The 24,315-nt window shown below is 59.8% G+C and carries 22 protein-coding genes; 13 read left to right on the forward strand and 9 right to left on the reverse strand.

Annotated elements, in window-relative coordinates; genetic code table 11:
* The first annotated feature begins 32 nt into the window (after positions 1-32).
* From lspA to F506_RS18755, 4 genes are all read left to right on the forward strand, one after another.
* Complete coding sequence (gene lspA, locus F506_RS18740) at positions 33-542, forward strand: signal peptidase II (RefSeq protein WP_053199934.1); 510 nt, start codon at positions 33-35, stop codon at positions 540-542.
* Between the two features lie 103 nt (positions 543-645).
* Entirely contained in the window at positions 646-1,854 is a 1,209-nt protein-coding gene (gene coaBC / locus F506_RS18745) for a bifunctional phosphopantothenoylcysteine decarboxylase/phosphopantothenate--cysteine ligase CoaBC (protein ID WP_053199937.1), read from the forward strand.
* A 37-nt stretch (positions 1,855-1,891) separates the two neighbouring features.
* On the forward strand, positions 1,892-2,341 hold the full coding sequence (gene dut, locus F506_RS18750; RefSeq protein WP_050475703.1) for a dUTP diphosphatase: 450 nt from the start codon (positions 1,892-1,894) through the stop codon (positions 2,339-2,341).
* A gap of 12 nt (positions 2,342-2,353) precedes the next feature.
* Entirely contained in the window at positions 2,354-3,442 is a 1,089-nt protein-coding gene (locus F506_RS18755; RefSeq protein WP_053199938.1) for a M48 family metallopeptidase, read from the forward strand.
* 162 nt (positions 3,443-3,604) lie between these two features.
* On the opposite strand, the gene clpA is transcribed toward F506_RS18755, so the two are convergent.
* Together clpA and clpS are read right to left on the reverse strand one after the other, a co-directional pair.
* The gene (clpA, locus tag F506_RS18760; protein ID WP_053199940.1) at positions 3,605-5,911 is read right to left on the reverse strand and encodes an ATP-dependent Clp protease ATP-binding subunit ClpA; all 2,307 of its coding nucleotides are present in this window, start codon (positions 5,909-5,911) and stop codon (positions 3,605-3,607) included.
* Positions 5,908-6,222 (reverse strand): ATP-dependent Clp protease adapter ClpS, encoded by a 315-nt coding sequence (gene clpS / locus F506_RS18765; RefSeq protein ID WP_053199942.1) that lies wholly within the window; start codon positions 6,220-6,222, stop codon positions 5,908-5,910. The genes clpA and clpS overlap by 4 nt, the downstream gene beginning before the upstream one ends.
* A gap of 339 nt (positions 6,223-6,561) precedes the next feature.
* Here clpS and cspE point away from each other — a divergent pair, with 339 nt between their 5' ends.
* Positions 6,562-6,765: a transcription antiterminator/RNA stability regulator CspE gene (gene cspE / locus F506_RS18770; RefSeq protein WP_009665919.1), complete on the forward strand. Its 204-nt coding sequence runs from the start codon at positions 6,562-6,564 to the stop codon at positions 6,763-6,765.
* 146 nt (positions 6,766-6,911) lie between these two features.
* Here cspE and icd read toward each other — a convergent pair whose 3' ends face one another.
* Entirely contained in the window at positions 6,912-8,165 is a 1,254-nt protein-coding gene (gene icd / locus F506_RS18775) for an NADP-dependent isocitrate dehydrogenase (protein WP_053199944.1), read from the reverse strand.
* Between the two features lie 186 nt (positions 8,166-8,351).
* Here icd and F506_RS18780 point away from each other — a divergent pair, with 186 nt between their 5' ends.
* From F506_RS18780 to F506_RS18790, 3 genes are all read left to right on the forward strand, one after another.
* Positions 8,352-8,918 carry a pseudouridine synthase gene (locus tag F506_RS18780; protein ID WP_053199946.1) on the forward strand — a complete coding sequence of 189 codons (567 nt, stop codon included), beginning with the start codon at positions 8,352-8,354 and terminating at the stop codon, positions 8,916-8,918.
* A gap of 153 nt (positions 8,919-9,071) precedes the next feature.
* Positions 9,072-9,263: a hypothetical protein gene (locus F506_RS18785; RefSeq protein WP_016834805.1), complete on the forward strand. Its 192-nt coding sequence runs from the start codon at positions 9,072-9,074 to the stop codon at positions 9,261-9,263.
* 149 nt (positions 9,264-9,412) lie between these two features.
* The gene (locus F506_RS18790; RefSeq protein WP_144424100.1) at positions 9,413-9,853 is read left to right on the forward strand and encodes a DUF192 domain-containing protein; all 441 of its coding nucleotides are present in this window, start codon (positions 9,413-9,415) and stop codon (positions 9,851-9,853) included.
* A 256-nt stretch (positions 9,854-10,109) separates the two neighbouring features.
* Here the strand turns inward: F506_RS18790 and rpsT are convergent, their stop codons facing one another.
* Positions 10,110-10,376 (reverse strand): 30S ribosomal protein S20, encoded by a 267-nt coding sequence (gene rpsT, locus F506_RS18795; RefSeq protein ID WP_034294187.1) that lies wholly within the window; start codon positions 10,374-10,376, stop codon positions 10,110-10,112.
* 281 nt (positions 10,377-10,657) lie between these two features.
* Between rpsT and murJ the strand changes: the two genes are divergently transcribed.
* Complete coding sequence (gene murJ, locus F506_RS18800) at positions 10,658-12,208, forward strand: murein biosynthesis integral membrane protein MurJ (RefSeq protein WP_053199948.1); 1,551 nt, start codon at positions 10,658-10,660, stop codon at positions 12,206-12,208.
* A gap of 91 nt (positions 12,209-12,299) precedes the next feature.
* A complete protein-coding gene (locus F506_RS18805) occupies positions 12,300-13,139 on the forward strand; it encodes a SirB1 family protein (protein ID WP_053199950.1) in 840 nt (279 codons plus the stop codon).
* Between the two features lie 50 nt (positions 13,140-13,189).
* Here the strand turns inward: F506_RS18805 and F506_RS18810 are convergent, their stop codons facing one another.
* On the reverse strand, positions 13,190-15,100 hold the full coding sequence (locus F506_RS18810) for an ATP-binding cassette domain-containing protein (protein ID WP_053199953.1): 1,911 nt from the start codon (positions 15,098-15,100) through the stop codon (positions 13,190-13,192).
* Positions 15,101-15,494: 394 nt separating this feature from the next.
* Between F506_RS18810 and F506_RS18815 the strand changes: the two genes are divergently transcribed.
* Positions 15,495-17,918: a penicillin-binding protein 1A gene (locus F506_RS18815; RefSeq protein ID WP_053199955.1), complete on the forward strand. Its 2,424-nt coding sequence runs from the start codon at positions 15,495-15,497 to the stop codon at positions 17,916-17,918.
* A 452-nt stretch (positions 17,919-18,370) separates the two neighbouring features.
* Here F506_RS18815 and F506_RS18820 read toward each other — a convergent pair whose 3' ends face one another.
* Positions 18,371-18,934: a sigma-70 family RNA polymerase sigma factor gene (locus F506_RS18820; protein WP_053199958.1), complete on the reverse strand. Its 564-nt coding sequence runs from the start codon at positions 18,932-18,934 to the stop codon at positions 18,371-18,373.
* Positions 18,935-19,111: 177 nt separating this feature from the next.
* On the opposite strand from F506_RS18820, the gene F506_RS18825 reads away from it, so the two are divergent.
* Both F506_RS18825 and F506_RS18830 read left to right on the forward strand, forming a co-directional pair.
* Positions 19,112-19,852: a c-type cytochrome gene (locus F506_RS18825; RefSeq protein ID WP_235471241.1), complete on the forward strand. Its 741-nt coding sequence runs from the start codon at positions 19,112-19,114 to the stop codon at positions 19,850-19,852.
* Between the two features lie 19 nt (positions 19,853-19,871).
* Positions 19,872-21,170, forward strand: coding sequence for a c-type cytochrome (locus tag F506_RS18830; protein ID WP_053201788.1), 1,299 nt, complete (start codon positions 19,872-19,874; stop codon positions 21,168-21,170).
* A gap of 70 nt (positions 21,171-21,240) precedes the next feature.
* Here F506_RS18830 and phoB read toward each other — a convergent pair whose 3' ends face one another.
* From phoB to folP, 3 genes are all read right to left on the reverse strand, one after another.
* On the reverse strand, positions 21,241-21,936 hold the full coding sequence (phoB, locus tag F506_RS18835) for a phosphate regulon transcriptional regulator PhoB (protein WP_053199960.1): 696 nt from the start codon (positions 21,934-21,936) through the stop codon (positions 21,241-21,243).
* A 128-nt stretch (positions 21,937-22,064) separates the two neighbouring features.
* The gene (gene glmM / locus F506_RS18840) at positions 22,065-23,402 is read right to left on the reverse strand and encodes a phosphoglucosamine mutase (RefSeq protein ID WP_053199962.1); all 1,338 of its coding nucleotides are present in this window, start codon (positions 23,400-23,402) and stop codon (positions 22,065-22,067) included.
* 42 nt (positions 23,403-23,444) lie between these two features.
* A complete protein-coding gene (gene folP / locus F506_RS18845) occupies positions 23,445-24,296 on the reverse strand; it encodes a dihydropteroate synthase (protein ID WP_053199964.1) in 852 nt (283 codons plus the stop codon).
* Between the last annotated feature and the right edge of the window lie 19 nt (positions 24,297-24,315).

The raw sequence follows: 24,315 nt of genomic DNA on the forward strand, positions 1-24,315 counted from the left end.
TCCTATCTCATCCACGTCCGTATCCATCTCCCATGGCTTCCAATAAAAAACGCCTCATGCCCAGCTCCAGCAACAACAACAGCCTGCTGCCATGGCTGGGCATCTCGCTGATCGTGCTGCTGCTGGACCAGTTGTCCAAGATCACGATCGTCAAACTGTTCCACTACGGCGAATCGCGTCCGGTCACCGGCTTCTTCAACCTGGTGCTGGTCTATAACAAGGGCGCCGCATTTAGCTTCCTGGCAGCGGAATCGGGCTGGCAGCGCCATCTGTTTACCGCGATCGGCATTGCCGCCGCGATCTACATCATCTACCTGCTGCGCAAGCATGCCGGCCAACGCATGTTTTGCTGGGCGCTTGCGCTGATCCTCGGCGGCGCGATAGGCAACGTGATCGACCGCATCGTGTACGGCCACGTGATCGACTTCCTCGACGTGTTCGTCGGCAACTGGCACTGGCCGGCGTTCAATATCGCCGATAGTGCGATCTGCGTGGGTGCGGTATTGTTTGTGCTGGATGAGTTGCGCCGCGTCGGCAAATAGTGTCGAACGGCAAGGCCGCGGCAACTTGTTTGCATGGTTTCTCAGTTACTCAGTTGCTTAATTGCTGCGGTCGTCACGATTGAGTTCTATAAGGAGTAAGGCAATGGATCTCGCTGGCAAAAAAATCCTTCTCGGCCTGACCGGCGGCGTGGCCTGCTACAAGGCCGCCGAACTGGCGCGCGGCCTCGGCAAGGCAGGTGCGTCGGTGCAAGTCGTCATGACGCAGGCGGCGACGCAGTTCATCACGACCATCACGATGCAGGCGCTGACCGGCAACACGGTCTACACCGACCAGTGGGATGCGCGCATCGGGAACAACATGCCGCATATCGATCTCACGCGCGGCATCGACGCGATCGTGATCGTACCCTGCTCTACCGACTTCATTTTCAAACTGGCGCATGGCGCATGCGACGACCTGCTCTCGACGCTATGCGTGGCGCGTCCGCACGGCGTGCCGCTGCTGATCGCCCCGGCCATGAACGTCGAGATGTGGCAAAACCCGGCGACCCAGCGCAACATCGCGCAGGTGAAGCAAGACGGCATCGTGCTGCTTGGCCCCGACTCAGGAGACCAGGCCTGCGGCGAAGTCGGTTACGGCCGCATGCTGGAACCAGCGCAACTGCTGGAAGAAATCATCGCGGCCTTTCAGCCCAAGTTGCTGGCAGGCCGCCGCGTGTTACTGACGGCAGGACCGACGTTTGAACCGATCGACCCGGTGCGTGGCATCACCAATCTGTCATCGGGCAAGATGGGTTATGCCCTCGCCCGCGCTGCACGCGAAGCCGGGGCCGAGGTAGTGTTGGTATCCGGTCCGACGGCTTTGGACGCACCGTATGGCGTGCGTCGCATCGATGTACGGACCGCGCAACAAATGCATGACGCGGTGTTTGCCAACGTGTCGGGACAGGATATCTTCATCGCGGTGGCGGCAGTGGCCGACTGGCGCGTTGCCAACGTCAGCGATCAGAAGCTCAAGAAAACCGCGGACGACGACAGCCTGCAACTGTCCTTCGAGCAAAATGCCGACATCCTGGCCGACGTGGCGGCGTTACCGAAGCGTCCGTATTGCGTGGGTTTTGCAGCCGAGTCCGAAAACCTCGAACAGTACGGCGCCGCCAAACGCGTGAAGAAAAACATCCCTCTGCTGGTCGGCAACATCGGCCATCAGACCTTCGGTAAGAATGAGAACGCGCTGACGCTGTTCGACGACAAGGGCCATACCAGCCTGCCGCGCGCCGACAAACAGACGCTGGCGCGGCAACTGGTGCGCGAGATTGCGCATCGGCTGACGCAGACCGTCGCTCGCTGATCCATCACAGACTTTCAACTTCATTACTTTTGTTCCCATGAAAACTATCGACGTCAAAATCCTCGACCCGCGCATGAAAGATCAACTGCCCGCCTACGCCACCGCCGGTAGCGCCGGTCTGGATCTGCGCGCCTGCCTGGACGCGCCGCTGACGATCGCACCGGGAACCACGCATCTGATCCCGACCGGCCTGGCGATCCATGTGGCCGATCCGGGTTATGCCGCGATCATCCTGCCGCGCAGCGGTCTGGGCCACAAGCACGGCATCGTGCTGGGCAACCTGGTCGGCCTGATCGACTCCGACTACCAAGGGCAATTGATGGTCTCGACATGGAACCGCGGCCAGACCGAATTTGTCCTAAACCCGATGGAGCGTCTGGCGCAACTGGTCATCGTGCCGGTCTTGCAAGTCGGTTTCAACGTTGTCGAGGAATTCGACAGCAGCGAGCGCGGCGCGGGCGGCTTCGGCAGCACTGGCAAACATTAAGGAGATCACTGGATGCACGCTCGACACCTGGCTTATTGGGGAAAAATAAAAATCGCGCTGGCAATCATGCCGGCGGCATTGCTCGCAGCATGTGTCACGCCGCAAGACAACAACACGCTCAATAAGCCGGCGCAGTCCGCGGCAGGACCGGCTACCGTCAAGGCGCCAGTGCTGACGCCTGACCAGGCTGCATTGCGCACGCTGACGGCGCAGCAGGACCGGCTGTACAACGTGGCCGCGCCGCTGTTGACCACTAATGCCCAGCTCTGCCGCGGCAACGCGCGCAACCTGCTCGGCTTCACCGCCAAGAACAAGTATTCCTATCCGAGTGAGTTCACCGATGCGGCGCAGTCGCTGGGCTTCGACGATCGCCTGCAAGTGACCGGCGTGCTGCCCGGCAGCGGCGCCGCCAAGAGCGGCGTGCAACGCGGCGACGTGCTGGTCGCAGTGGCCGACAAGCCGCTGCAGCAAGGCCCTGATGCCGAGCGCCAGGCCGCCAACCTGCTGGGCCCGCTCGTCAGCGGCCGCACGCCGGTCAAGCTGACCCTGTTGCGCAACAAGGCGCAACAAACCGCCATCGTGCCGCTGACGCTGGCCTGCGCCTTCAGCATCGAGCTGGGCAACGCCGACAACGTCAACACTTACGCCGACGGCCGTCGCGTGCTGATCACGCGCGGCATGATGAATTTCGCCAAGACCGATGAAGAGCTGGCCTACCTGATCGCCAAGGACATGGCCCACAACTCGCTGGGCCACGCGATTCGCCAGCGCATGGTGGCGACTACCGGCAGCGTCATCGACAATCTGATGCGCGCACGCCCCGATCCAACTGCGGCCGCGGGCACCGGCGGCATTCGCCCGTATCCGCAGGATCTCGACGCGGCGGCCGACAATCTGGCGCTGTACATGCTGGTACGCGCCGGTTACGGCATCGATGGCTATGCCGCGTTCTGGCAACGGCTGGCAACACAGTATCCGGCTAGCGTGCCAAGCGGCTATACCGCGCTGCATCCGGGTACGGCGTATCGCATGACGGCAATCGACAAGTCCGTGCAGGCGCTCAGGGCCAAGCAGGCAGCAGGCAAGCCGCTGACGCCGTAATTCCAAGCGCCGGATGTCCTGTGCTTGCCGCAGGACGTCTTCATGAACAGCCTCACTCACTAACACGCCGCAAAAACAAAAAGGCCGGAACGATCAAACGTTCCGGCCTTTTTGCTTGCCCACTCCCGACACCTCTTGCGAAGCGCCGGGATGGGGTACGGCTTACTCGACTTCCAGCTTCTCTTGCGGCTCTTCCGGCGGTGGCGTCGGATCGTCGCCTTCGGGGAATTCCAGCTTGACCTGATCCTTGTCGTCCAGCTCCACGGTGACGCGACCTCCCGCCACCAGGCGACCAAACAACAATTCGTCGGCCAGCGCCTTGCGGATCATGTCCTGGATCAGGCGCGACATCGGACGTGCACCCATCAGCGGATCAAAGCCCTTCTTGCTCAGGAACTTGCGCAATGCGTCCGAGAATACGGCTTCCACCTTCTTCTCGTGCAGTTGCTCTTCCAGTTGCATCAGGAACTTGTCGACCACGCGCAGGATGATGTCTTCGTCCAGCGCACGGAAGCTGATGATCGAATCCAGACGATTGCGGAACTCCGGCGTGAACATACGCTTGATATCCGCCATCTCGTCGCCGGCTTCCTTCTTGTCGGTGAAACCGATCGAACGCTTTTGCAGGCTTTCTGCGCCGGCATTCGTGGTCATCACGATGATGACATTGCGGAAGTCGGTCTTGCGGCCGTTGTTGTCGGTCAGCGTGCCGTGATCCATCACCTGCAGCAGGATATTGAAGATATCCGGATGCGCTTTTTCGATTTCGTCCAGCAGCAGCACGGCGTGCGGCTTCTTGGTGATCGCTTCGGTCAGCAAACCGCCCTGATCGAAACCGACATAGCCCGGAGGCGCGCCGATCAGACGGCTCACAGCATGGCGTTCCATGTATTCGGACATATCGAAACGAATCAGCTCGATGCCGAGGATGAAGGCCAGTTGCTTCGCCACTTCGGTCTTGCCCACGCCGGTCGGACCGGAGAACAGGAAGGAGCCGATCGGCTTGTCGGTCTTGCCCAGGCCGGCGCGCGCCATCTTGATGGCCGATGCCAGCGCTTCAATCGCCGGATCCTGGCCGAACACGACGTTCTTGAGGTCGCGATCGATCGTTTGCAGCTTGGTGCGGTCGTCCTGATTGACCGACTGCGGCGGAATGCGCGCGATCTTGGAAATGATTTCCTCGATCTCGGATTTGCCGATGGTCTTCTTCTGCTTCGACTTCGGCAGGATGCGCTGCGCTGCGCCGGCTTCGTCGATCACGTCGATTGCCTTGTCGGGCAGATGACGGTCATTGATGAAGCGTGCGGCCAGTTCGGCTGCCGAGGTCAGCGCCGAAGCGGAATACTTGACGCCGTGATGTTCTTCGAACTTCGACTTCAGGCCACGCAAAATCTGAATGGTCTGTTCGACGGTTGGTTCATTGACGTCGATCTTCTGGAAGCGACGCGACAGCGCGTGATCTTTTTCGAAGACGCCGCGGAATTCGGTGTAGGTAGTCGCGCCGATGCATTTCAGCTGACCGCTCGACAGCGCAGGCTTGAGCAGATTCGACGCATCCAACGTGCCGCCCGAGGCCGAGCCTGCACCGATGATGGTGTGGATTTCGTCAATGAACAAAATGCCGTTGGGCGCATCCTTCAATTGCTTGAGGACGGCCTTCAGACGCTGCTCAAAGTCGCCGCGATACTTGGTGCCGGCCAGCAGCGCGCCCATGTCGAGCGAATACACCACGGCGTTCTTGAGGATTTCCGGTACGTCGTTTTGCGTGATGCGCCATGCCAGGCCTTCGGCGATCGCCGTCTTGCCCACGCCGGCCTCGCCGACCAGCAGCGGGTTGTTCTTGCGGCGGCGGCACAAGGTCTGGATCACGCGCTCGACTTCGGCGTCGCGGCCGATAAGCGGATCGATCTTGCCTTCTGCGGCGGCCTTGTTCAGATTCTGGGTGAACTGATCGAGAGGGCTTTCCTTTTGCTGGCCTTCGGTCTGCACGTCTTCCGCTCCTTCAGGCGCTTTTTGCGAATCGATCTGCTGATCCTTGCGCACACCATGAGAAATGAAATTGACTACGTCCAGGCGGGTCACGCCCTGTTGATGCAGATAGTAGACAGCGTGCGAATCCTTCTCGCCGAAGATCGCCACCAGCACGTTGGCGCCGGTCACTTCCTTCTTGCCGTTGGACGCCGACTGCACGTGCATGATCGCGCGCTGAATCACGCGCTGGAATCCCAGCGTGGGCTGCGTGTCGACCTCGTTCGTGCCGGGCACGGTCGGAGTATTGTCCGTAATGAAATTGGTCAGCGTCTTGCGCAGATCGTCGATATTGACCGAGCACGCGCGCAGCACTTCCGCGGCCGATGGATTATCCAGCAGCGCGAGGAGCAAATGTTCCACGGTGATAAATTCATGACGGGATTGCCGGGCTTCGACAAAGGCCATGTGCAAACTGACTTCCAATTCCTGCGCAATCATGCTTCCTCCATCACGCATTGCAGGGGGTGCCCTGCTTTTCGAGCGTGGGTTAAAACGAGTTCAACTTTTGTGGATGCGATATCTTTGGGATACACACCACACATACCTTTCCCATCGCGGTGAACGTTGAGCATAATCTGCGTCGCAGTTTCACGGTCTTTGTTGAAGTACTCCTGAATGACTGCGACGACGAACTCCATCGGCGTATAGTCATCATTCAACAACAATACCTGGTACATAGGGGGCGGCTTGAGCTTCTGCTCCTGCCGCGCCAGGACCGTACCGTTATCATTATCGTGCTTGGTTGCCATGCATTTATTCTAAAACCATCAATCCACTGTGCACCGCACAACATGAAGAAAATACCTAATTAAATTAGATATTACGCGTTTTCCTGATAGTGCGCAGATAACGCTTATTTATCCTAAATCAAGAGCGTCTCATTCAATTCACGGAACAAAAGCTTAATAATTCCGTTGAAAACGACTTGACTTTTGCATTTTTAACGAGAACAATGGAATTCATTGATAAGTAGTTACTGCTTGTTAATACGAAGGGGGCAAGTTTAAGGGGGGCTGCGGAAGATTCAATCTCGCGAGGCTTCTTGCTTTTACGGCTCGTGTGATTTTTTTTAATTGAAAGATGCTTTTATGGCAACAGGTACAGTCAAGTGGTTCAACGATTCTAAAGGCTTCGGCTTTATCACTCCGGATGACGGCGGTGAAGATTTGTTCGCACACTTCTCGGCAATTCAAATGAACGGCTTCAAGACCCTCAAAGAAGGTCAAAAAGTACAGTTCGAAGTCACGCAAGGCCCCAAAGGCAAGCAAGCTTCCAACATCCAGGCTCCTTAATTCGTATTAAGTCGCTTTTGTAAAAAGCTCCTGTTTCGACAGGAGCTTTTTTTACGCCTGCCCCCTTCGCGAACAACAGTTGCAACCGACAATAAAAAAGGCCGGCAACCCGGCCGGCCCTCCTTCAGCGAGAATCGCCCGCCGAACTACAGATTCTCGATCATCGCATCGCCGAAGCCCGAACACGACACCTGCGTCGCGCCTTCCATGAGGCGCGCAAAGTCGTAAGTCACCTTCTTCGATGAAATCGTGTTCTGCATCGCTTCGATGATCAAGGCCGCCGCCTCGGTCCAGCCGATGTGGCGCAGCATCATTTCCGCCGACAGGATCAGGGAACCCGGATTGACGTAGTCCTTGCCCGCATAGCGCGGCGAGGTGCCGTGCGTGGCTTCGAACATCGCCACGGAATCGGACATGTTGGCGCCGGGAGCGATCCCGATACCGCCCACCTGCGCCGCCAGCGCGTCCGAGATATAGTCGCCGTTCAGGTTCAGCGTCGCAATCACGCTGTACTCGGCGGGACGCAGCAGGATCTGCTGCATGAATGCATCGGCAATCACGTCCTTGACGATGATGTCGCGGCCGGTCTTCGGATTTTTGATCCTGACCCATGGACCGTCGTCGATCACCACCCCGCCGAACTCCTTCTGCGCCAGGGCATAGGCCCAGTCGCGGAAGCTGCCTTCGGTGAACTTCATGATGTTGCCCTTGTGGACGATCGTCACCGACGGTTTGTCATGGTCGATGGCGTACTGGATCGCCTTGCGCACCAGGCGCTCAGTGCCCTCCTGCGATACCGGCTTGATGCCGAGGCTGGAAGTCTCGGGAAAGCGCAGCTTCTTGACACCCATTTCCTTGACCAGGAAGTCGATCAGCTTCTTGGCGCCGTCCGAACCGGCTTGCCATTCGATGCCGGCGTAAATGTCTTCCGAGTTTTCGCGGAAGATGACCATATTGGTTTTCTCAGGCTCGCGCAGCGGCGACGGGACGCCTTTGAAATAGCGCACCGGACGCAGGCAGACATACAGGTCCAGTTGCTGGCGCAGCGATACGTTGAGCGAACGAATGCCGCCGCCGACCGGCGTTGTCAGCGGCCCCTTGATGGATACCACGAATTCCTTGACTGCGGCGACGGTCTCTTCCGGCAGCCAGACGTCAGCGCCGTACAGCTGCGTCGATTTTTCGCCGGCGTAGATTTCCATCCAGTTGATCTTGCGCTGGCCGCCGTATGCCTTGGCGACCACAGCGTCCACTACCTTGAGCATGACAGGCGTCACATCGCGACCGGTGCCGTCGCCCTGGATGAACGGAATGATCGGATGATCCGGGACGTTGAGGGAAAAGTCGGCGTTGACGGTAATCTTCTTACCTTCGGCCGGCACCTGAATGTGCTGATACATTACGGTCTCCGAAAATAGTGCGGAAAAGAGAGGAAATTCGACCTCGCTGCGGACGCGCCCCGAGTGCGCGCACCATCACAGCCGGGGCAATTGAATTCAGGATCAAGTCTCATATAAGACATAAGACATTGATTTATATTATGCACGAGTATTTTACTGGACGTGATGTTTTTGCGACACTGACGCATGCCCCTCATTTTATTCAACAAACCCTATCAGGTAATGTGCCAGTTTTCGGCGCAAGATGATCGCGAAACGCTCGCCGATTACCTCGACATTCCCGACATCTACCCCGCCGGCCGCCTCGATGCCGACAGCGAAGGATTGATGCTGCTGACCGACGACGGCGAACTCCAGCATGCCATCAGCCACCCCACGCGCAAGCAACCCAAGGTCTACCTGGTGCAAGTGGAAGGCACGCCCGATGCAGGCAGCTTGGAGCGCCTGCGCAATCCGCTCGATCTCGGTGATTTCGTGACGCAAAAAAGCGAAGTCCGCCACGTGCAGGAGCCGGGCTGGCTGTGGCCGCGCAATCCGCCCATTCGCGAGCGCAAGAATCACCCGACCAGTTGGCTGACGATACAGATATCGGAAGGAAAAAATCGCCAGGTGCGGCGCATGACGGCCGCCGTCGGACTGCCCACCCTGAGACTGGTCCGGATTGCCATCGGCCCGTTTGCGCTGGCCACCGATCCGCTGCTTCCGGGAGAGTGGAAAACCGTCGATCCTCAGGAATTTCGCCGCCAAACCTGACAAAAAACTGACAAAATCGGCTTTTCAAGGACAGTCCGTAAAGAAATTTTGTTTTTTGGAATTTTTTGTCAACCAAGCCTTCGGCGCGTCGTTATTGGCAATGATTCATGAGAATCACCGTCTTCTTAACATGTTAAATTGAAGGACTGCAAAATGAAAAAATTGATCGCCGCTCTGATCGCTGGTCTGTTCGCAACTTCCGTGTTCGCACAAGCTGCAGCTCCTGCTGCTGCACCTGCTGACGCTCCTAAGGCTGAAGCTGCTGCACCGAAGGCTAAGAAGGCCAAGAAGGGCCACAAGGCCAAGAAGGCAAAGAAGGCTGCTGCTGCTGACGCTGCAAAGTAATCTTGCTTTCGCATTACTAAAAAGGCAGGCTAGTCCTGCCTTTTTTCATGTCCGCTGCATTTGTCGGCTTCCTTTATAATCGCCGGATTCCGGCAGATTTCGGATCTGCAGTCGATTTCTCATACAGCCACGTCCATCCCCGCCCCATCATGCGTCGTTTCCTCACTGTGCTCACCACCCTCGCCGCGGTTGCAGTCGCTCTGCCCGGCCAGGCCCAGCAACTCCAGAAATTCCCGACCACCACCCTCAATGCGGGCTTGTACCTGATCAAGGCCGAAGTTGCCTCCACCGAAGCGCAGCGCGAGCAAGGACTGATGTTCCGCGACAAGATGGGCGCCAACGAAGGCATGGTGTTCGCATTCGGCGCGCCGGCCGGCGTGTGCATGTGGATGAAGAATACGCTGATCCCGCTGTCGGTCGCCTTCATGGACGAAACCGGCAAGATCATCAATATCGAGGAAATGAAGGAGCAGACGCTGGATTCGCATTGCGCATCCAAGCCCGCCACCTACGCCCTGGAAATGAACAAGGGCTGGTTCAAGCAGAAGAATATCAAACCCGGCACGGTGATCGAAGGCCTGCCACGCTGAACAGTTGCCGCCTGAGGCTGGGTACAAGCCTCAGGCAGGCCGATTGCGATGCATTGCAGACGGCGGCGATTGGGCGACCACCGGATCACAATAGCACTAATCAAAACAGCATTAATCAAACGACAAGAAATGCAAAAACCCGCCAAATCGCTTGGGCGGGTTCATCTCTGCATTCCTACATCGGCGCTCTTGCCGGATCAGGAAACACGCATTGCATGCTTCCCGGGCAAATGCCGACAGCTACAAGAATAGCTGATTAAGCAGCCAGTGCCTTCAGGGCAGCAGCCAGACGGCTCTTGTGGCGAGCGGCCTTGTTCTTGTGAATGATTTTCTTGTCGGCGATGCTGTCGATAGTCGACACCGAAGCCTGGAACACGGAAGTCGCAGCAGCCTTGTCGCCTGCTTCGATCGCCTTGCGAACAGCCTTGATTGCTGTACGCAGCGTCGAACGCTGGCTGGAGTTGTGCGCGTTTTGCTTAACAGCTTGACGAGCACGTTTGCGTGCTTGTGCGGTATTTGCCATGAATAATTATCCTAAATCGAGATCGAGAGCATCGCAATCTTGATAACTTGCGAGGCGGAATTCTGTAAAGCCACGGATTATAACCATTTTTCCTCAAACTGGCAAATGCAGCCTGACTATCGCCGCCGCCCTGTTGCAAAAGCGGCTTAATTGCCAAATTGCAAGATGATCGGCGAACGTTCCCGGCAAGCGCTCATCCAACCGCCTCGGCGCCAAAGCCATCCTCTTCGCTCCCGCAAACCTGGAGCGCCCCCGAAAACGGAAAGCTATAATGCCGTCCCATGAACTTGCATAAAACGCTTGCCACCGTTTCTGGCATGACGATGCTTTCCCGCATTACCGGTCTCGCAAGAGAAATCCTGTTCGCACGCGCATTCGGCGCCTCGGCCTATACCGACGCCTTCAACGTCGCCTTCCGCATTCCCAACCTGTTGCGCCGGCTGTTCGCCGAAGGCGCCTTTTCGCAGGCCTTCGTGCCGATCCTGGCCGAATACAAGAACCAGAAAGGCGACGTCGCCACCAAAGACCTGGTTGACCACGTGGCAACGGTGCTGATCTGGGTGATGGTCGCCACCAGCATTGCCGGCATCCTGGCCACGCCGCTGATCGTGTACTTCATCGCCACCGGCCTCAAATACAACCAGGACGCCTTCGATGCCTCGGTGGTCATGACGCGCATCATGTTTCCGTACATCGGCTTCATGTCTTTCGTGGCGCTGGCGGGCGGCATCCTCAATACCTGGCGTGAATTCAAGATTCCCGCATTCACGTCGGTGCTGCTGAACGTCTCCTTTATCCTCGCCTCCCTGTTCGTCGCCCCTTATCTCGACCAGCCGATCTATGCAATGGCGTTTGCGGTGTTCGTCGGCGGCGTGTTGCAGGTTGCCTTGCAGATCCCTGCACTGATCAGGATCGGCATGCTGCCGCGCCTCTACCTCAATCCAATGATCGGCTTGTCCGATGAAGGCGTCAGACGCGTGCTCAAGAAAATGGGACCGGCGGTATTCGCCGTCTCGGCCGCACAGATCAGCCTGATGATCAACACCAACATCGCCTCGCGCCTGGCGCACGGCAGCGTGTCATGGCTGTCGTACGCCGACCGCCTGATGGAATTCCCGACCGCCTTGCTCGGCGTGGCGCTCGGGACGATCCTGTTGCCCAGCCTGTCGAATGCGCATGCCGAGAACGACATGGCCGAATATTCCGCACTGCTGGACTGGGGCCTGCGCCTGACCTTCCTGCTGGCGCTGCCGTGCGCGGTGGGTCTGGCCACGCTGTCGGAACCGCTGACCGCCACGCTGTTCCATTACGGCAAATTCGACACGGTCTCGGTCGACATGACCGGCCGCGCGCTGATCGCCTACGGCGTCGGCCTGATCGGCCTGATCCTGGTGAAAATCCTGGCGCCCGGCTTCTACGCCAAGCAAGACATCCGCACCCCGGTCAAGATCGCCATCGGCGTCCTGATCGCCACGCAGCTGATGAACTACATTTTCGTGCCTTGGATCGCCCATGCCGGACTGGCCTTGTCGATCGGCCTGGGCGCTTGCCTGAACGCGGGATTCCTGTTCTGGGGCCTGCGCCGCCGCAAGATCTATACCCCGCAACCGGGCTGGCGCATGTTCCTGATCAAGCTGACCGGCGCGCTGTTCCTGCTCGGCGGCGTGGCCCTGGCGGTGGCGCGGCATTTCGACTGGATCGCCATGCGCGCCCACCCCGCCGAGCGCATCGGCGCGTTGCTGCTGGTGTTTGCGGCGTGCGGCGTGGTGTATTTCGGCGCCTTGATGGCGATGGGATTCCGATTCCGCGACTTCAAGCGCGTTGGCCGTTGAGAACTTACCTGCCCGGGGCAATGTTGCGTTGACGCGCCATTGCCAGCCAAACATTTCACAAGCGCGCATATTTTGATAGCATGATCAACATATGACGCTTACACCGCTCGAATATTTTTCTTCGCTGGTTCGTCAAGACGATTCGATTCCGCTTTTTGAATCGGCTCTGGCGCTGGGGCAAGATGCGCAGCCCGATCTGGATTTGTCCGCGTGCCAGATCGAGATGGACACCCTGGCGCTCAAGTTGAAGCAGCGTCTGCCCCCTGATGCATCGCACATTCAAAAATTGCGGATGCTCAACCACTTTTTTTTCCAGGAGCTGGCGTTCGCCGGCAACATCAATAATTATTACGATCCCGATAACAGCTACATCCATCGTGTGCTGACGTCGCGCCGCGGCATTCCGATTTCGCTGGCGGTGGTGTACATGGAATTGGGACAGCAGATCGGCCTGAACATGAAGGGCATTTCCTTCCCCGGCCATTTCCTGATGAAACTGTCGGTGCAATCGGGCGACATCGTGCTCGACCCGATGAATGGCGCCAGCCTGTCGCGCGAAGAATTGGAAGAGCGCCTGGAACCGTACCTCGAACAGCAGGAATACGGCGACGAGTTGCCGCTGGCGGCGTATCTGCGCGCCGCCCATCCGCGCGAAATCCTGACGCGCATGCTGCGCAACCTGAAAGCCATCTTCACCGACTCCCAGCGTTGGCAAGGCGTACTCGAGGTGCAGGAGCGCCTGGTGATTTTATTGCCCGATGAAATTACCGAACGCCGCGATCGCGGCCTGGCGTACGCCAACCTGGCCGAACCGCAGGCGGCGCTGGACGATCTGGAAGCCTACCTGGCCTTGCGTCCCGATGCGGAAGACGCCGATAGCATGCGTGAGAAGCTGCCGGAACTGCGTCACGCCAGCCGGCGCCCCAACTGACAACCGATGTTGGAGACGCCGACCCGGCGCTGCTGATTACTGACTACTGATCAGCCCTTCGAACGCGCTTCGATCACTTCCCAGCGCTCCAGATTTTCCAGCAACAAGCCGTCGATTTCGGCGAAACGCGCATTCAGGCGCCCCGCTTCTTCGCCGCCCGCCTTGTACAGATCCGGATCGGCCAGCTTGGCGGAAATTGCCGCCTGCTCTTCTTCCAGTTGTGCAATCAGCTTCGGCAACTCTTCGAGTTCTCGCTGTTCCTTGTAGCTGAGCTTCTTCGGCTTGGCGACCGCAGGCGCCGCCACCGGCAGTTCCGCCGGTTTGGATTCGCTCTTGCCGTCCGATTTCTTCACACTTGCCGGCGTGCTGGCGCGCACGCGCTCCCAGTCGCTGTAGCCGCCCACATATTCCTTCCAGACGCCGTCGCCCTCAGAGGCGATCACCTGCGTGACGACGTTGTCGAGGAAGGTGCGGTCATGGCTCACCAGGAACACGGTGCCTTCATAATCCTCCAGCAATTCTTCCAGCAGTTCGAGCGTGTCGATGTCGAGATCGTTGGTCGGTTCATCGAGCACCAGCACGTTGGCCGGCTTGGCGAACAGACGCGCCAGCAACAAGCGGTTACGCTCGCCGCCGGACAAGGTGCGCACCGGCGAACGCGCGCGTTCCGGCGCGAACAGGAAGTCGCCCAGATACGTCATCACGTGCCTGCGCTGGCCGTTGACTTCCACCCAGTCGCTGCCCGGCGCGATGGTGTCGGCCAGGGTGGCTTCTTCATTGAGCTGGGTGCGCATCTGGTCGAAGTACGCGACCTGCAATTTGGTGCCCTGGCGGACGGTGCCGGCATCGGCGGTTTCTTCACCCAGGATCAGCTTCAGCAGCGTGGTCTTGCCGGCGCCGTTCTGGCCGATCAGGCCGACCTTGTCGCCGCGCATGAGGATGCCGCTGAAATCGCGCACGATGGTCTTGGCGCCATAGGACTTGCTGACGTTTTCGAGTTCCGCCACGATCTTGCCGGAACGTTCACCGGACGACACCTCCAGCTTGACCTGGCCCTGGCGGTCACGGCGCGCGCTGCGCTCCAGGCGCAAGGATTCCAGCCGGCGCACACGGCCTTCGTCGCGCGTGCGGCGCGCCTTGACGCCCTTGCGGATCCAGACTTCTTCCTGCGCCAGGAATTTGTCGAACTTGGCGTTCTCGACTTCTTCGTTGTCCAGCAACTCTTCCTTGCGGGTCTGATAGGTGCTGAAATTGCCCGGGAAGGACAACAACTTGCCGCGATCGAGTTCGATGATGCGCGTGGCGACGTTGTCGAGGAAGCTGCGATCATGCGTGATGAACAGCACACTGCCCTTGTAGTCGCGCAGCAGGCCCTCGAGCCACATGATGGAGCCGAAATCCAGATGGTTGGTCGGTTCGTCCAGCAGCAGCACATCGGGCGCGCCAACCAGACCGCACGCCAGCGCCACGCGCTTCTGCATGCCGCCTGACAGTTCGCCGATGAGGGCCTCGCCCTTAAGGTTGAGCTTGTCGAGCGTGGTCTCGACCTTGTTGTTCAGGCTCCATGCGTCGGCCGCGTCGAGGATCAGCTGGATATCGTGCATGCGCTCCATGAGCGCTTCGTCGTTGTCGCCGCCGAACTGGCCGGTCAGCGATTCGTATTCGGCCAGCAGCGCCGGCAATTCGCCCAGGCCGGAAGCGACCGCGTTGAAGATCGTCATCTCGGCGGGGAAATGCGGCTCCTGGTCGACGTAGGCGATTTTCAGGCCCTGCTGCATCACCAGCAAACCGTCGTCCAGCCGGGAAACGCCGGCGATGATTTTCAGCAAGGACGACTTGCCGGTGCCGTTGCGGCCGATCAGGCCGACGCGTTCGCCGGTTTCCAGCGAAAATTCCGCGTGATCGAGAAGCGGGACGTGTCCGAATGCGAGTTGCGCATTGGAGAGGGAAATGACTGCCATAAGTATGCCGAGGGATGAGATCGAAGGTCGGGGCGGGAATGCCTTGGCCGCGACTCAATTAAAGAAGAAAGACCGCATTGTACCGATTGCGCGCGGTGATGGTGTATCTATGCTGCGTCCAAGAGGAGTCCGGGCACCTTCAGCCCTTGCGACCTGCGCAATCCATTGCCAATGAACAACAAACGGCGTCCGTTTGATGTTCTTTTATTACGACCCCGCGCCGAAACGGGCTCCCGCATACATTTGGAAACACAATCGTGGTCCTGATCGGCCTTGGATCGGCTGTTGCGCGCGGCCCATGTTGTAAGATACGGCACGCCCTTCACTATGAAGCCGCTTCAAGATCAGGCTGGCGCGCGCCACCCTGACTTTGCCACGGTTTCCAACAATAACCATGCGCTTTAACTCTCGCTTGCACCGTCTTTCGCTTCAACGCGGCTTCCTCAATCCCAACATCGCCAAGTTCCTTGCCTTCTCGGTGCTCGGCCTCGTCATCATCGGCGCGCTGATCATCGCCTATGCGCTGATCTTCATCAATCCACGCCTGCCTTCGCTGGATGTGATCACCGATTACCGGCCGAAGATTCCGCTGCGCATCTACTCCGCGGACAACGTGCTGCTCGGCGAATTCGGCGAAGAAAAGCGCAGCCTGGTCAAGCTCGACGACATTCCGGCCAATATGAAGAATGCGGTGCTGGCCATCGAAGACAACCGTTTTTACCAGCACGGCGGCATCGACTACATCGGCATCGCGCGCGCCATCGCGACCGACGTGGTGCGCGGTCACGCCAGCCAGGGTGCCAGCACGATCACCATGCAGGTCGCCCGCAACGTGTTCCTGACCAAGGAAAAAACCGTCTCGCGCAAACTGTATGAAGTGCTGCTGGCCAACAAGATCGAAGCGGCGCTGAGCAAGGACCAGATCCTTGAGGTGTACATGAACCAGATTTACCTGGGTCAACGCGCCTTCGGTTTCGCCGCCGCCGCGCGCACCTATTTCGGCAAGGACATCAAGGACATCACGCTGGCCCAGGCCGCGATGCTGGCAGGCCTGCCGAAAGCGCCTTCGGCCTACAACCCGATCGTCAATCCGAAGCGGGCGCATATCCGCCAGCAATACATCCTGCAGCGCATGCTCGACCTCGAATACATCACGCAAAAGGAATACGACGCAGCTGTGAAGGAAGACATCCAAGTGCGTGCGCCAGGCAACCAGTACAACGTGCACGCCGAATACGTGAATGAAATGGTGCGCCAGATGGTGTACGCCCAGTACAAGGAAGACACCTATACCCATGGCATCACCGTCACCACCACCATCAACGCCGCTGACCAGAAGGCCGCCTACGATGCGGTGCGCAAGGGCGTAATGGATTACGACCGCCGTCACGGCTATCGCGGCCCGGAAGAAACCATCGAGCTGCCGTCGAAGGAGGAAGATCGCGCCCAGGCCATCGACGACGCCATGGACGACTATCCCGACAATGACGACATTCTTGCCGCCGTCGTGGTGTCAGCCGACCCGAAACAAATCCAGGCGGTGATTCGCAGCGGCGACAAGATCACGCTGTCGGGCGACACGCTGAAGTTCGTCGCAGCCGCACTGGGCCCCAAGGCCAAGAAGGAAATCCGCATCGCCCCGGGCGCGGTGATCCGCGTCATGCAGGACGGCAAAAAGAACTGGCAGATCGTGCAGTTGCCTGAAGTGGAAGCCACGCTGGTATCGGTGACGCCGCAGAACGGCGCCATCCGGGCATTGGTGGGCGGCTTCGATTTCACGCAGAACAACTTCAACCACGTCACGCAAGCCTGGCGCCAGCCCGGTTCGACCTTCAAGCCCTTCATCTACTCGGCGGCGCTGGAAAAAGGCTTTGCCCCCGCCTCCATCATCAACGATGCACCGGTATCCTATCCGGCCGGCAACGGCCAGCCGAACTGGGAACCGAAGGACGACGATCCGCCGGCCGGTCCGATGGCGATGCGCACCGCGCTGCAAAAATCGGTCAACCTGGTCGCCATCCGCACGCTGGACGCGATCGGCGTGAAGTATGCGCAGGACTTCATCACCCAGCATTTCGGCTTCGATACCGACAAGGTGCCGCCTTACCTGCCGATGGCGCTGGGAGCAGGTCAAACCACGCCGCTGCAGCTGGCGTCGGCCTATGCCATCTTCGCCAACGGCGGCTACAAGATCAATCCTTACCTGATCACACAGATCACCGACGCCCGCGGCAAGGTGCTGTCCAAGGCGGATCCGCTGATCGTCGGCAACAACGCTCCGCGCGCAATCGACGAGCGCAACAGCTACATCATGACCAGCCTGCTGCAATCGGTGGCGCAGCGTGGCACGGGGGCCCGCAGCAATTCGCTCAAACGCACCGATCTGGCCGGCAAGACCGGTACCACCAACGATGCGTTCGACGGCTGGTTCGCCGGGTATCAGCGCACGTTGACGACCGTGGTGTGGATGGGTTACGACCAGCCCAAGAGCCTGGGCAGCAAGGAATTCGGCGCGCAACTGGCATTGCCGATCTGGGTCGATTACATGGGCGTGGCGCTGCGCGGAACGCCGCAATCCGATACGCCGGCGCCGGCCGGGATCCGGTTCATCGACGGCGAACCGTATTATGAGAACTTCACGCCGGGCAACGGTTTCGTCGCCTCGCTGGGAGTTGAAGGCGGCGGCGTAGTCGATGCGCTGTCGAACTTCTTCGGCTGGTCGAAGAATCCGAACTCGGAAACGCAGGCGGCGCCATCGTCCGGCCCGGCCTCCTCTTCGCAGGCGCCGGGCAAGGAGAATCTGTATCAGGGCCATTGATCCGTCACTGATCCGCCACTGATCCGGCCGCAAAAAGAAAAAAGCGCAGAAGAAAATCTTCTGCGCTTTTTTTGTCTGGCGCCCCCGACACGGATCGAACGTGTGACCTATCCCTTCGTACCACCATGGCTTTCGCCACCAAGAAACTTGTTTGTGGTCTGGACTATACCTTGGCCATGGACTTGCAGTCCGCAGGCCGGAGCCGTCTAGTCTCTACACCTTCCGCACCATGAGATCCGATGCGGCTTGGCTCGGTATTGCCAGCAGCCGCTTGTACGAAACAGGCGCTGTCAGGGTTCACCGAATTTGACTCCATTCACGCGGCGCCTTTCGGATGCCGGTGCCCAATTGTATTTAGGAGGGGATCGCTCTATCCACTGAGCTACGGGGGCGTGGGCGCTATTGTAACGGCTGCGGAGACGGAAGGAAAGTTCGGCGGGTCAGATCCGGCCTCAGGCCTTGCGCCCTTCAAACCAGTTCTGGTCCAGGCACAAGCGCAGCTGCATGCGCGCCCGATACAGCAGGACGCTGCAATTGCCGGCGGTGATCTTCAGCTCTTTACAGATTTCCGCAATCTCGAACTCGAACAGCTCACGCATGGAAAACACCCGCGCCATCACCGGCGTCAGCTTGTTCAGGCAAAAATCCATGATGTCAAAGAACTGCGCCTGCTGCAGCGTTTCGGCCGGATTGCCCCAGTCGGCGGGCGCCTCGGCCCAATGGCCGGTATCGTCGAACAAAACGTCGAAGTCGCCCGGATCGCCGATTTCCGCCGGGCCGGCCTGGACGTATTTCTTTTCCTTGCGCAACACGTCGATGATCTTGTGCTTGAGGATACCGACCAGCCAGGTGCGCAACGCGGATTTGCCGGAATAACCGGCCGGGTTCTGCAAGGCCGCCAGCAAGGTTTCCTGGGCGGCATCTTCGGCGGCGTCTTCCTGCAAATGCAGGCGCGCGAACCGCACCAGCATGCTGCGCTCGGCAACGACGGCCTGCTCGAAGGACTTGTCGCTCATGATTGGATTTTGCCTTTTATCATTGATCTGTACTGCAACAGCCCGTACTGTACTTCGATTTTTGCATAACGGGTGTGCAGGCATAATAAAGGAGCGCTCCGTTACAATGCGAACACCACGCGATCATTCGACTCCGTCGCCGATCAGCTCGCCTCATATAACTTACAACGAGACTATATGGCCAGCCTCATGCTTTCACCTGTTGCCGCACGATTTTCTCGCATTGCGCACGTTGCGCTACTGGCGCTGTCGGCGCTCTGGATTGTCGCCGCTGCCCCTGCCCACGCCCAGCAATTGCCCGATACCATCGCCCAACGCGTGGCCGCCTGTACCGCCTGCCACGGCAAGGAAGGCCGCGCTTCCAGCGACGGCTACTATCCGCGCATCGCTGGCAAGCCGGAAGGCTATCTCTACAATCAACTGACCAATTTCCGCGATGGCCATCGCCAGTATCCGCTGATGACTTACCTGCTGGATCATTTGTCGGACGCTTACCTGCACGAAATCGCCGCGTATTTCTCCGCCCAGCATCCGCCCTATCCGGCGCCGCAGCCGGTGGAAGCGACGCCGGCCGTACTGGAACGCGGGCGCACGCTGGTCATGAACGGCGACAGCAGCAAAAAAGTCCCGGCCTGCATCGCCTGCCACGGCCAGGCGCTGACCGGCGTGGCCCCGGCCGTGCCCGGCCTGATCGGCTTGCCGCGCGACTACATCAACTCGCAGTTCGGCGCGTGGAAAAACGGCGTACGCAAAGCCAAGGCGCCGGATTGCATGGCGCAGATCACGCAACGGCTGTCGCTGGAAGACATCAACGCCGCCAGCAGCTGGCTGGCCGCGCAAACCGTCCCGGAAGGCGCACGCCCCGCCGCCGCAGCGGCAATCAAGTTGCCACTGCCTTGCGGTAGCGTGGCGGAATAGGGAGCACGCCATGACATCCATCAAACGTATCCTGCTGGCGCTGCTGTTGCTGATCATCGTCGTGCCGGCCGTCATCATCGGCGCCGAGTTCATCGATCACTACGACGCGGAAAGTGCAGCGACCGCATCGGCTCCGCCGGCTCCCGCCACCGAACGGCAGGTTGCACGCGGCGCTTATCTCGCCCGCGCCGGCGACTGCATGGCCTGCCACACCGCACGGGGCGGCCAGCCTTATGCGGGCGGACGCGCCATCTCGACGCCATTCGGCACCATGTATGCGCCCAACATCACGGCCGATAAGGAAACCGGCCTCGGCTCCTGGAGCGCGAACGATTTCTGGCGCGCACTGCATCATGGCAAATCGAAGGACGGCAGCTTTCTCTACCCGGCCTTCCCGTACACGAACTACACCAAGATCACCCGCGAAGATTCCGACGCACTGTTCGCCTACATGCAGACCGTGACGCCGGTGCGCCAACCCAGCCAGGAACATGCGCTGCGCTTCCCATACAACAACCGCATCCTGCTGGCCGGCTGGCGCGCGCTGTACTTCACACCCGGGGCTTATCGCGCCGACAGCGCACAATCCGTGGAGTGGAACCGCGGCGCCTATCTGGTGCAGGGGTTGGGCCATTGCAGCGCCTGCCACACCACGCGCAACGCCTTCGGCGCGACGGTCGCCAAATCCGACCTCGGCGGTGGCTTGATCCCGATCATGAACTGGTACGCGCCGTCGCTGACGTCGGACGCCGAAGCCGGCCTGGGCAACTGGGAGCTGCAACACATCACCGCCTTGCTGAAAACCGGCGTGTCGCCGCGCAGCACCGTGTTCGGCCCGATGGCGGAAGTCGTCAGCCGCAGCCTGCAGCATCTCGACGACAATGACATCCAGGCCATGGCGGTATATCTGAAATCATTGCCGCAAAACGATCCGCCGCCCGCGCTCGATACGCCGCAACCGGACAAGGCCGCGGCGGATCGCATGATGCAGGCGGGTGCGAAGATTTATGAGCAGCATTGCGCCGAATGCCACAAGGCCGACGGCAAGGGCAACACGGCGGCTTATCCGCCGATGAGCGGCAACCGTGCCTTGACGATGGGTTCGGCCGTGAATCCGATCAGGATGGTGTTGAACGGCGGCTTCCCGCCGTCCACGGAGGGCAATCCGCGTCCTTACGGCATGCCGCCGTTCGGACAAATGCTCAACGATCAGGAAGTGGCTGCCGTGGTGTCGTACATCCGGAACAGCTGGGATAATCGCGCGGGCTTTGTGTCGCCGCAGGAGGTGAATCGCCACCGTTCGATTCCGCTGGATTGACGGTGCGCGGTGCAGCGAAGCGCCATGCAGTTGCAGCGACGGCAGTGAACGCCGTCGCAAGGTGTCCGGACTATTTTTCTTCCATGCTGAGCTTGTAGCCCATGCCGCGCACGGTCTTGACGTAGTCGGCGGCGGCGCCCAGCGATTTGCGCAGGCGCATGATGTGGACGTCGACGGTGCGCTCTTCGATGAAGGTGTGGTCGCCCCAGACCTTGTCCAGCAATTGTGCGCGCGAGAAAATACGCTCTGGATGCGCCACCAGGTAGCGCAATAGTTTGAATTCGGCCTGATCGAGCGTGATCTCCTGCCGATCGACCGTCACGCGATGACGTTCGGTGTCGATGCCGACCAGTCCATAGGCCAGGCTCTGCTGTCCGACTTCCGGCGCCTTGCGGCGCAGCAGCGCCTGCACACGCGCCACCAGCTCTTTCGGCGAAAACGGTTTGGTGACGTAGTCGTCGGCGCCTTCGTTGAGCCCCTTGACCTTGTCTTCTTCCATGCCCTTGGCGGTCAGCATGATCACCGGCAAAGCAGCCGTGCGTGCGTCGCGGCGCCATTCGCTCAACAATCCCAGGCCCGATGTATCGGGCAACATCCAGTCCAGCAACACCAGATGCGGCAAAGCGTCGGCGATCAGCTTGCGTGCCTGCGCCGCGTCGCTGGCGATGGACGTAATGAATCCGGCGCCCTGCATGGTGAACCGCAGCAGTTCGGCGATGCTGGGCTCGTCCTCGACTAACAAGATGTGTAACTGGTCTTTTGACATTCGCGGATATGTTTTGACTTGTAATGGGCGACGCCATGGAGCGGCATCAGCGGGCGGCAGCCCTTCCCGGCCTGCCCCTTGCCCCGTGCGCCTGCAGCCGGTCGGACCGACCGGCGTCAACGCACGCTTCAGGCCGTTACTTTATCAGCAATCCGCCTGGCCATCGTCTGCGCAACGTCAGCCTGCTGCGCCTCGACCATCACGCGAATCAACGGCTCGGTGCCGGAAGGACGGATCAGTACGCGGCCGCTGTCGCCCAGCGCCTTTTCTACGGCGGCCTTTTCGGCTTGCATGCCGGGATTGGTTTTCCAGTCGAAGCCGGCAGGGATCTTCACATTGATGAGTACTTGCGGATAGAGCCGAATGTCGGCCGTCATGTCGGCCAGGCTCAAGCCGGCGCGCTTGAGCGCGGACAATACCTGCAGCGCCGAGACGATGCCGTCGCCGGTGGTGTGCTTGTCGAGGCACAGCAGATGGCCCGAACCTTCGCCGCCCAGCAGCCAGCCGCGCTCCTGCAGGGTTTCGAGTACATAGCGGTCGCCCACCTTGGCGCGCGCGAAGCCGATGCCCATTTTCTTGAAGGCCACTTCCAGCGCCATGTTGGTCATCAGCGTGCCCACTGCTCCCGGCACCGCCCCGGCGGCGAGACGATCCTTGACCATCACGTACAGCAGCTCGTCGCCGTTGTAGATACGGCCGGCGGCGTCGACCATCACCAGGCGATCGGCGTCGCCGTCAAGCGCAATGCCGATTTGCGCCTTGTTGGCCAGCACGGAGCGGGACAAGGCCTCCGGCGCCGTCGCGCCAAAACCTTCATTGATATTGAGGCCGTCCGGCTTGTTGCCGATCGTGATGACTTCGGCGCCGAGTTCGTGGAACACGTGCGGCGCGATATGGTAGGCGGCGCCGTGCGCGCAATCGACCACGATGCGCATGCCGCGCAGATCGAGGTCGCTCGGGAAAGTGCTTTTGCAGAATTCGATGTAACGTCCCTGGGCGTCGTCCAGGCGCCTGGCCTTGCCCAGCTTTTCGGAAGACACGCAATCCATAGGCTGCTCGAGTTCCGCTTCGATCTCGGCTTCCACTGCGTCCGGCAACTTGTTGCCCGACGCTGAGAAAAACTTGATGCCATTGTCATGGTACGGATTGTGCGACGCGGAAATCACCACGCCGGCCGACAGCCGCAACGCGCGCGTAAGGTAGGCTACCGCCGGCGTCGGCACCGGACCGGCCAGCATCACATCCACCCCGGCAGCGGCGAAACCGGCCTCCAGCGCGGCTTCCAGCATGTAGCCGGAAATCCGCGTGTCCTTGCCGATCAGCACCGTCGGCTTGGCCGAAGAAGACCACGACTTGGTCAATACCTTGCCGGCGGCGTAGCCGAGGCGCATGACGAAATCGGGCGTGATCGGCGCAGTTCCCACGCGTCCGCGCACGCCGTCGGTACCAAAATACTTTGCTGCCATGATTCTGAGCTCTCTCTTGTCAGGTATTTTTATAAATTGTTTTCACACCGTAGCGGCCATGCCGGCCTGCCACACATTGAGTGCGTCCACGGTCTCCGCAACGTCATGCACACGAATGATCATCGCACCTTGTGCCGCCGCTGCCAAGGCCGCGCCAAGACTGCCGGCCAGACGCCGGTCGAGCGGCTTGCCGGTGATCGCGCCGATCATGGATTTGCGCGACATGCCGGCCAGCAGCGGGAGACCGAGCGTATCGATCAGCCGGCGCGTATTTCGCAGCAAATCGTAATTGTGCTCAACGCTCTTGCCGAAGCCGAAACCGGGATCGATGCAGATGCGATCATGTTCCACTCCCGCCGCTTTCAGAGCGACGACCCGCTCCTGCAGGAAGGTGGTGACTTCCTCCACCACGTCGCCATAGCTCGGCTGCTGCTGCATGGTTTGCGGATCGCCTTGCATGTGCATGATGCACAGACCGGCAGCACTGTCCTTGACCGCGTCAATGGCGCCGGGAGCGCGGAAGCCGTTGATGTCATTGATCATGTCCACCTCGGCGATCAAGGCCTCGCGCATGACTTCCGGCTTGTACGTGTCGATCGACAGCGGCTTGCCGCAATCGCGCAGGGCGTAAATCACCGGCATCACCCGCCGCAGCTCTTCGTCAAGCGGCACCGGCGGAATCCCGGGGCGGGTCGATTCGCCGCCGATGTCGATGATGTCGACGCCATCGGCGATCATCTGCTCGGCATGCGACAACGCGAACTCAAGCGCAGAGTAGCTGCCGCCGTCGGAAAAGGAATCGGGAGTGACGTTGAGGATGCCCATGACCAGAGGCCTGCGCCCCGGCGCGATGGGAAGGCGATAGCGCCCGCATTGTAGATAGTGTTGATTCATTGAAGCTGCATCTTTTCAA

The organism is Herbaspirillum hiltneri N3 (assembly GCF_001267925.1).
Taxonomy (GTDB): Bacteria; Pseudomonadota; Gammaproteobacteria; order Burkholderiales; family Burkholderiaceae_D; genus Herbaspirillum; species Herbaspirillum hiltneri.

Coding starts and splice junctions, on each gene's coding strand:
- lspA (WP_053199934.1), top strand. CDS start 33: ATGGCTTCCAATAAAAAACGCCTCATGCCCAGCTCCAGCAACAACAAC.
- coaBC (WP_053199937.1), top strand. CDS start 646: ATGGATCTCGCTGGCAAAAAAATCCTTCTCGGCCTGACCGGCGGCGTG.
- dut (WP_050475703.1), top strand. CDS start 1,892: ATGAAAACTATCGACGTCAAAATCCTCGACCCGCGCATGAAAGATCAA.
- F506_RS18755 (WP_053199938.1), top strand. CDS start 2,354: ATGCACGCTCGACACCTGGCTTATTGGGGAAAAATAAAAATCGCGCTG.
- clpA (WP_053199940.1), bottom strand. CDS start 5,911: ATGATTGCGCAGGAATTGGAAGTCAGTTTGCACATGGCCTTTGTCGAA.
- clpS (WP_053199942.1), bottom strand. CDS start 6,222: ATGGCAACCAAGCACGATAATGATAACGGTACGGTCCTGGCGCGGCAG.
- cspE (WP_009665919.1), top strand. CDS start 6,562: ATGGCAACAGGTACAGTCAAGTGGTTCAACGATTCTAAAGGCTTCGGC.
- icd (WP_053199944.1), bottom strand. CDS start 8,165: ATGTATCAGCACATTCAGGTGCCGGCCGAAGGTAAGAAGATTACCGTC.
- F506_RS18780 (WP_053199946.1), top strand. CDS start 8,352: ATGCCCCTCATTTTATTCAACAAACCCTATCAGGTAATGTGCCAGTTT.
- F506_RS18785 (WP_016834805.1), top strand. CDS start 9,072: ATGAAAAAATTGATCGCCGCTCTGATCGCTGGTCTGTTCGCAACTTCC.
- F506_RS18790 (WP_144424100.1), top strand. CDS start 9,413: ATGCGTCGTTTCCTCACTGTGCTCACCACCCTCGCCGCGGTTGCAGTC.
- rpsT (WP_034294187.1), bottom strand. CDS start 10,376: ATGGCAAATACCGCACAAGCACGCAAACGTGCTCGTCAAGCTGTTAAG.
- murJ (WP_053199948.1), top strand. CDS start 10,658: ATGAACTTGCATAAAACGCTTGCCACCGTTTCTGGCATGACGATGCTT.
- F506_RS18805 (WP_053199950.1), top strand. CDS start 12,300: ATGACGCTTACACCGCTCGAATATTTTTCTTCGCTGGTTCGTCAAGAC.
- F506_RS18810 (WP_053199953.1), bottom strand. CDS start 15,100: ATGGCAGTCATTTCCCTCTCCAATGCGCAACTCGCATTCGGACACGTC.
- F506_RS18815 (WP_053199955.1), top strand. CDS start 15,495: ATGCGCTTTAACTCTCGCTTGCACCGTCTTTCGCTTCAACGCGGCTTC.
- F506_RS18820 (WP_053199958.1), bottom strand. CDS start 18,934: ATGAGCGACAAGTCCTTCGAGCAGGCCGTCGTTGCCGAGCGCAGCATG.
- F506_RS18825 (WP_235471241.1), top strand. CDS start 19,112: ATGGCCAGCCTCATGCTTTCACCTGTTGCCGCACGATTTTCTCGCATT.
- phoB (WP_053199960.1), bottom strand. CDS start 21,936: ATGTCAAAAGACCAGTTACACATCTTGTTAGTCGAGGACGAGCCCAGC.
- glmM (WP_053199962.1), bottom strand. CDS start 23,402: ATGGCAGCAAAGTATTTTGGTACCGACGGCGTGCGCGGACGCGTGGGA.
- folP (WP_053199964.1), bottom strand. CDS start 24,296: ATGAATCAACACTATCTACAATGCGGGCGCTATCGCCTTCCCATCGCG.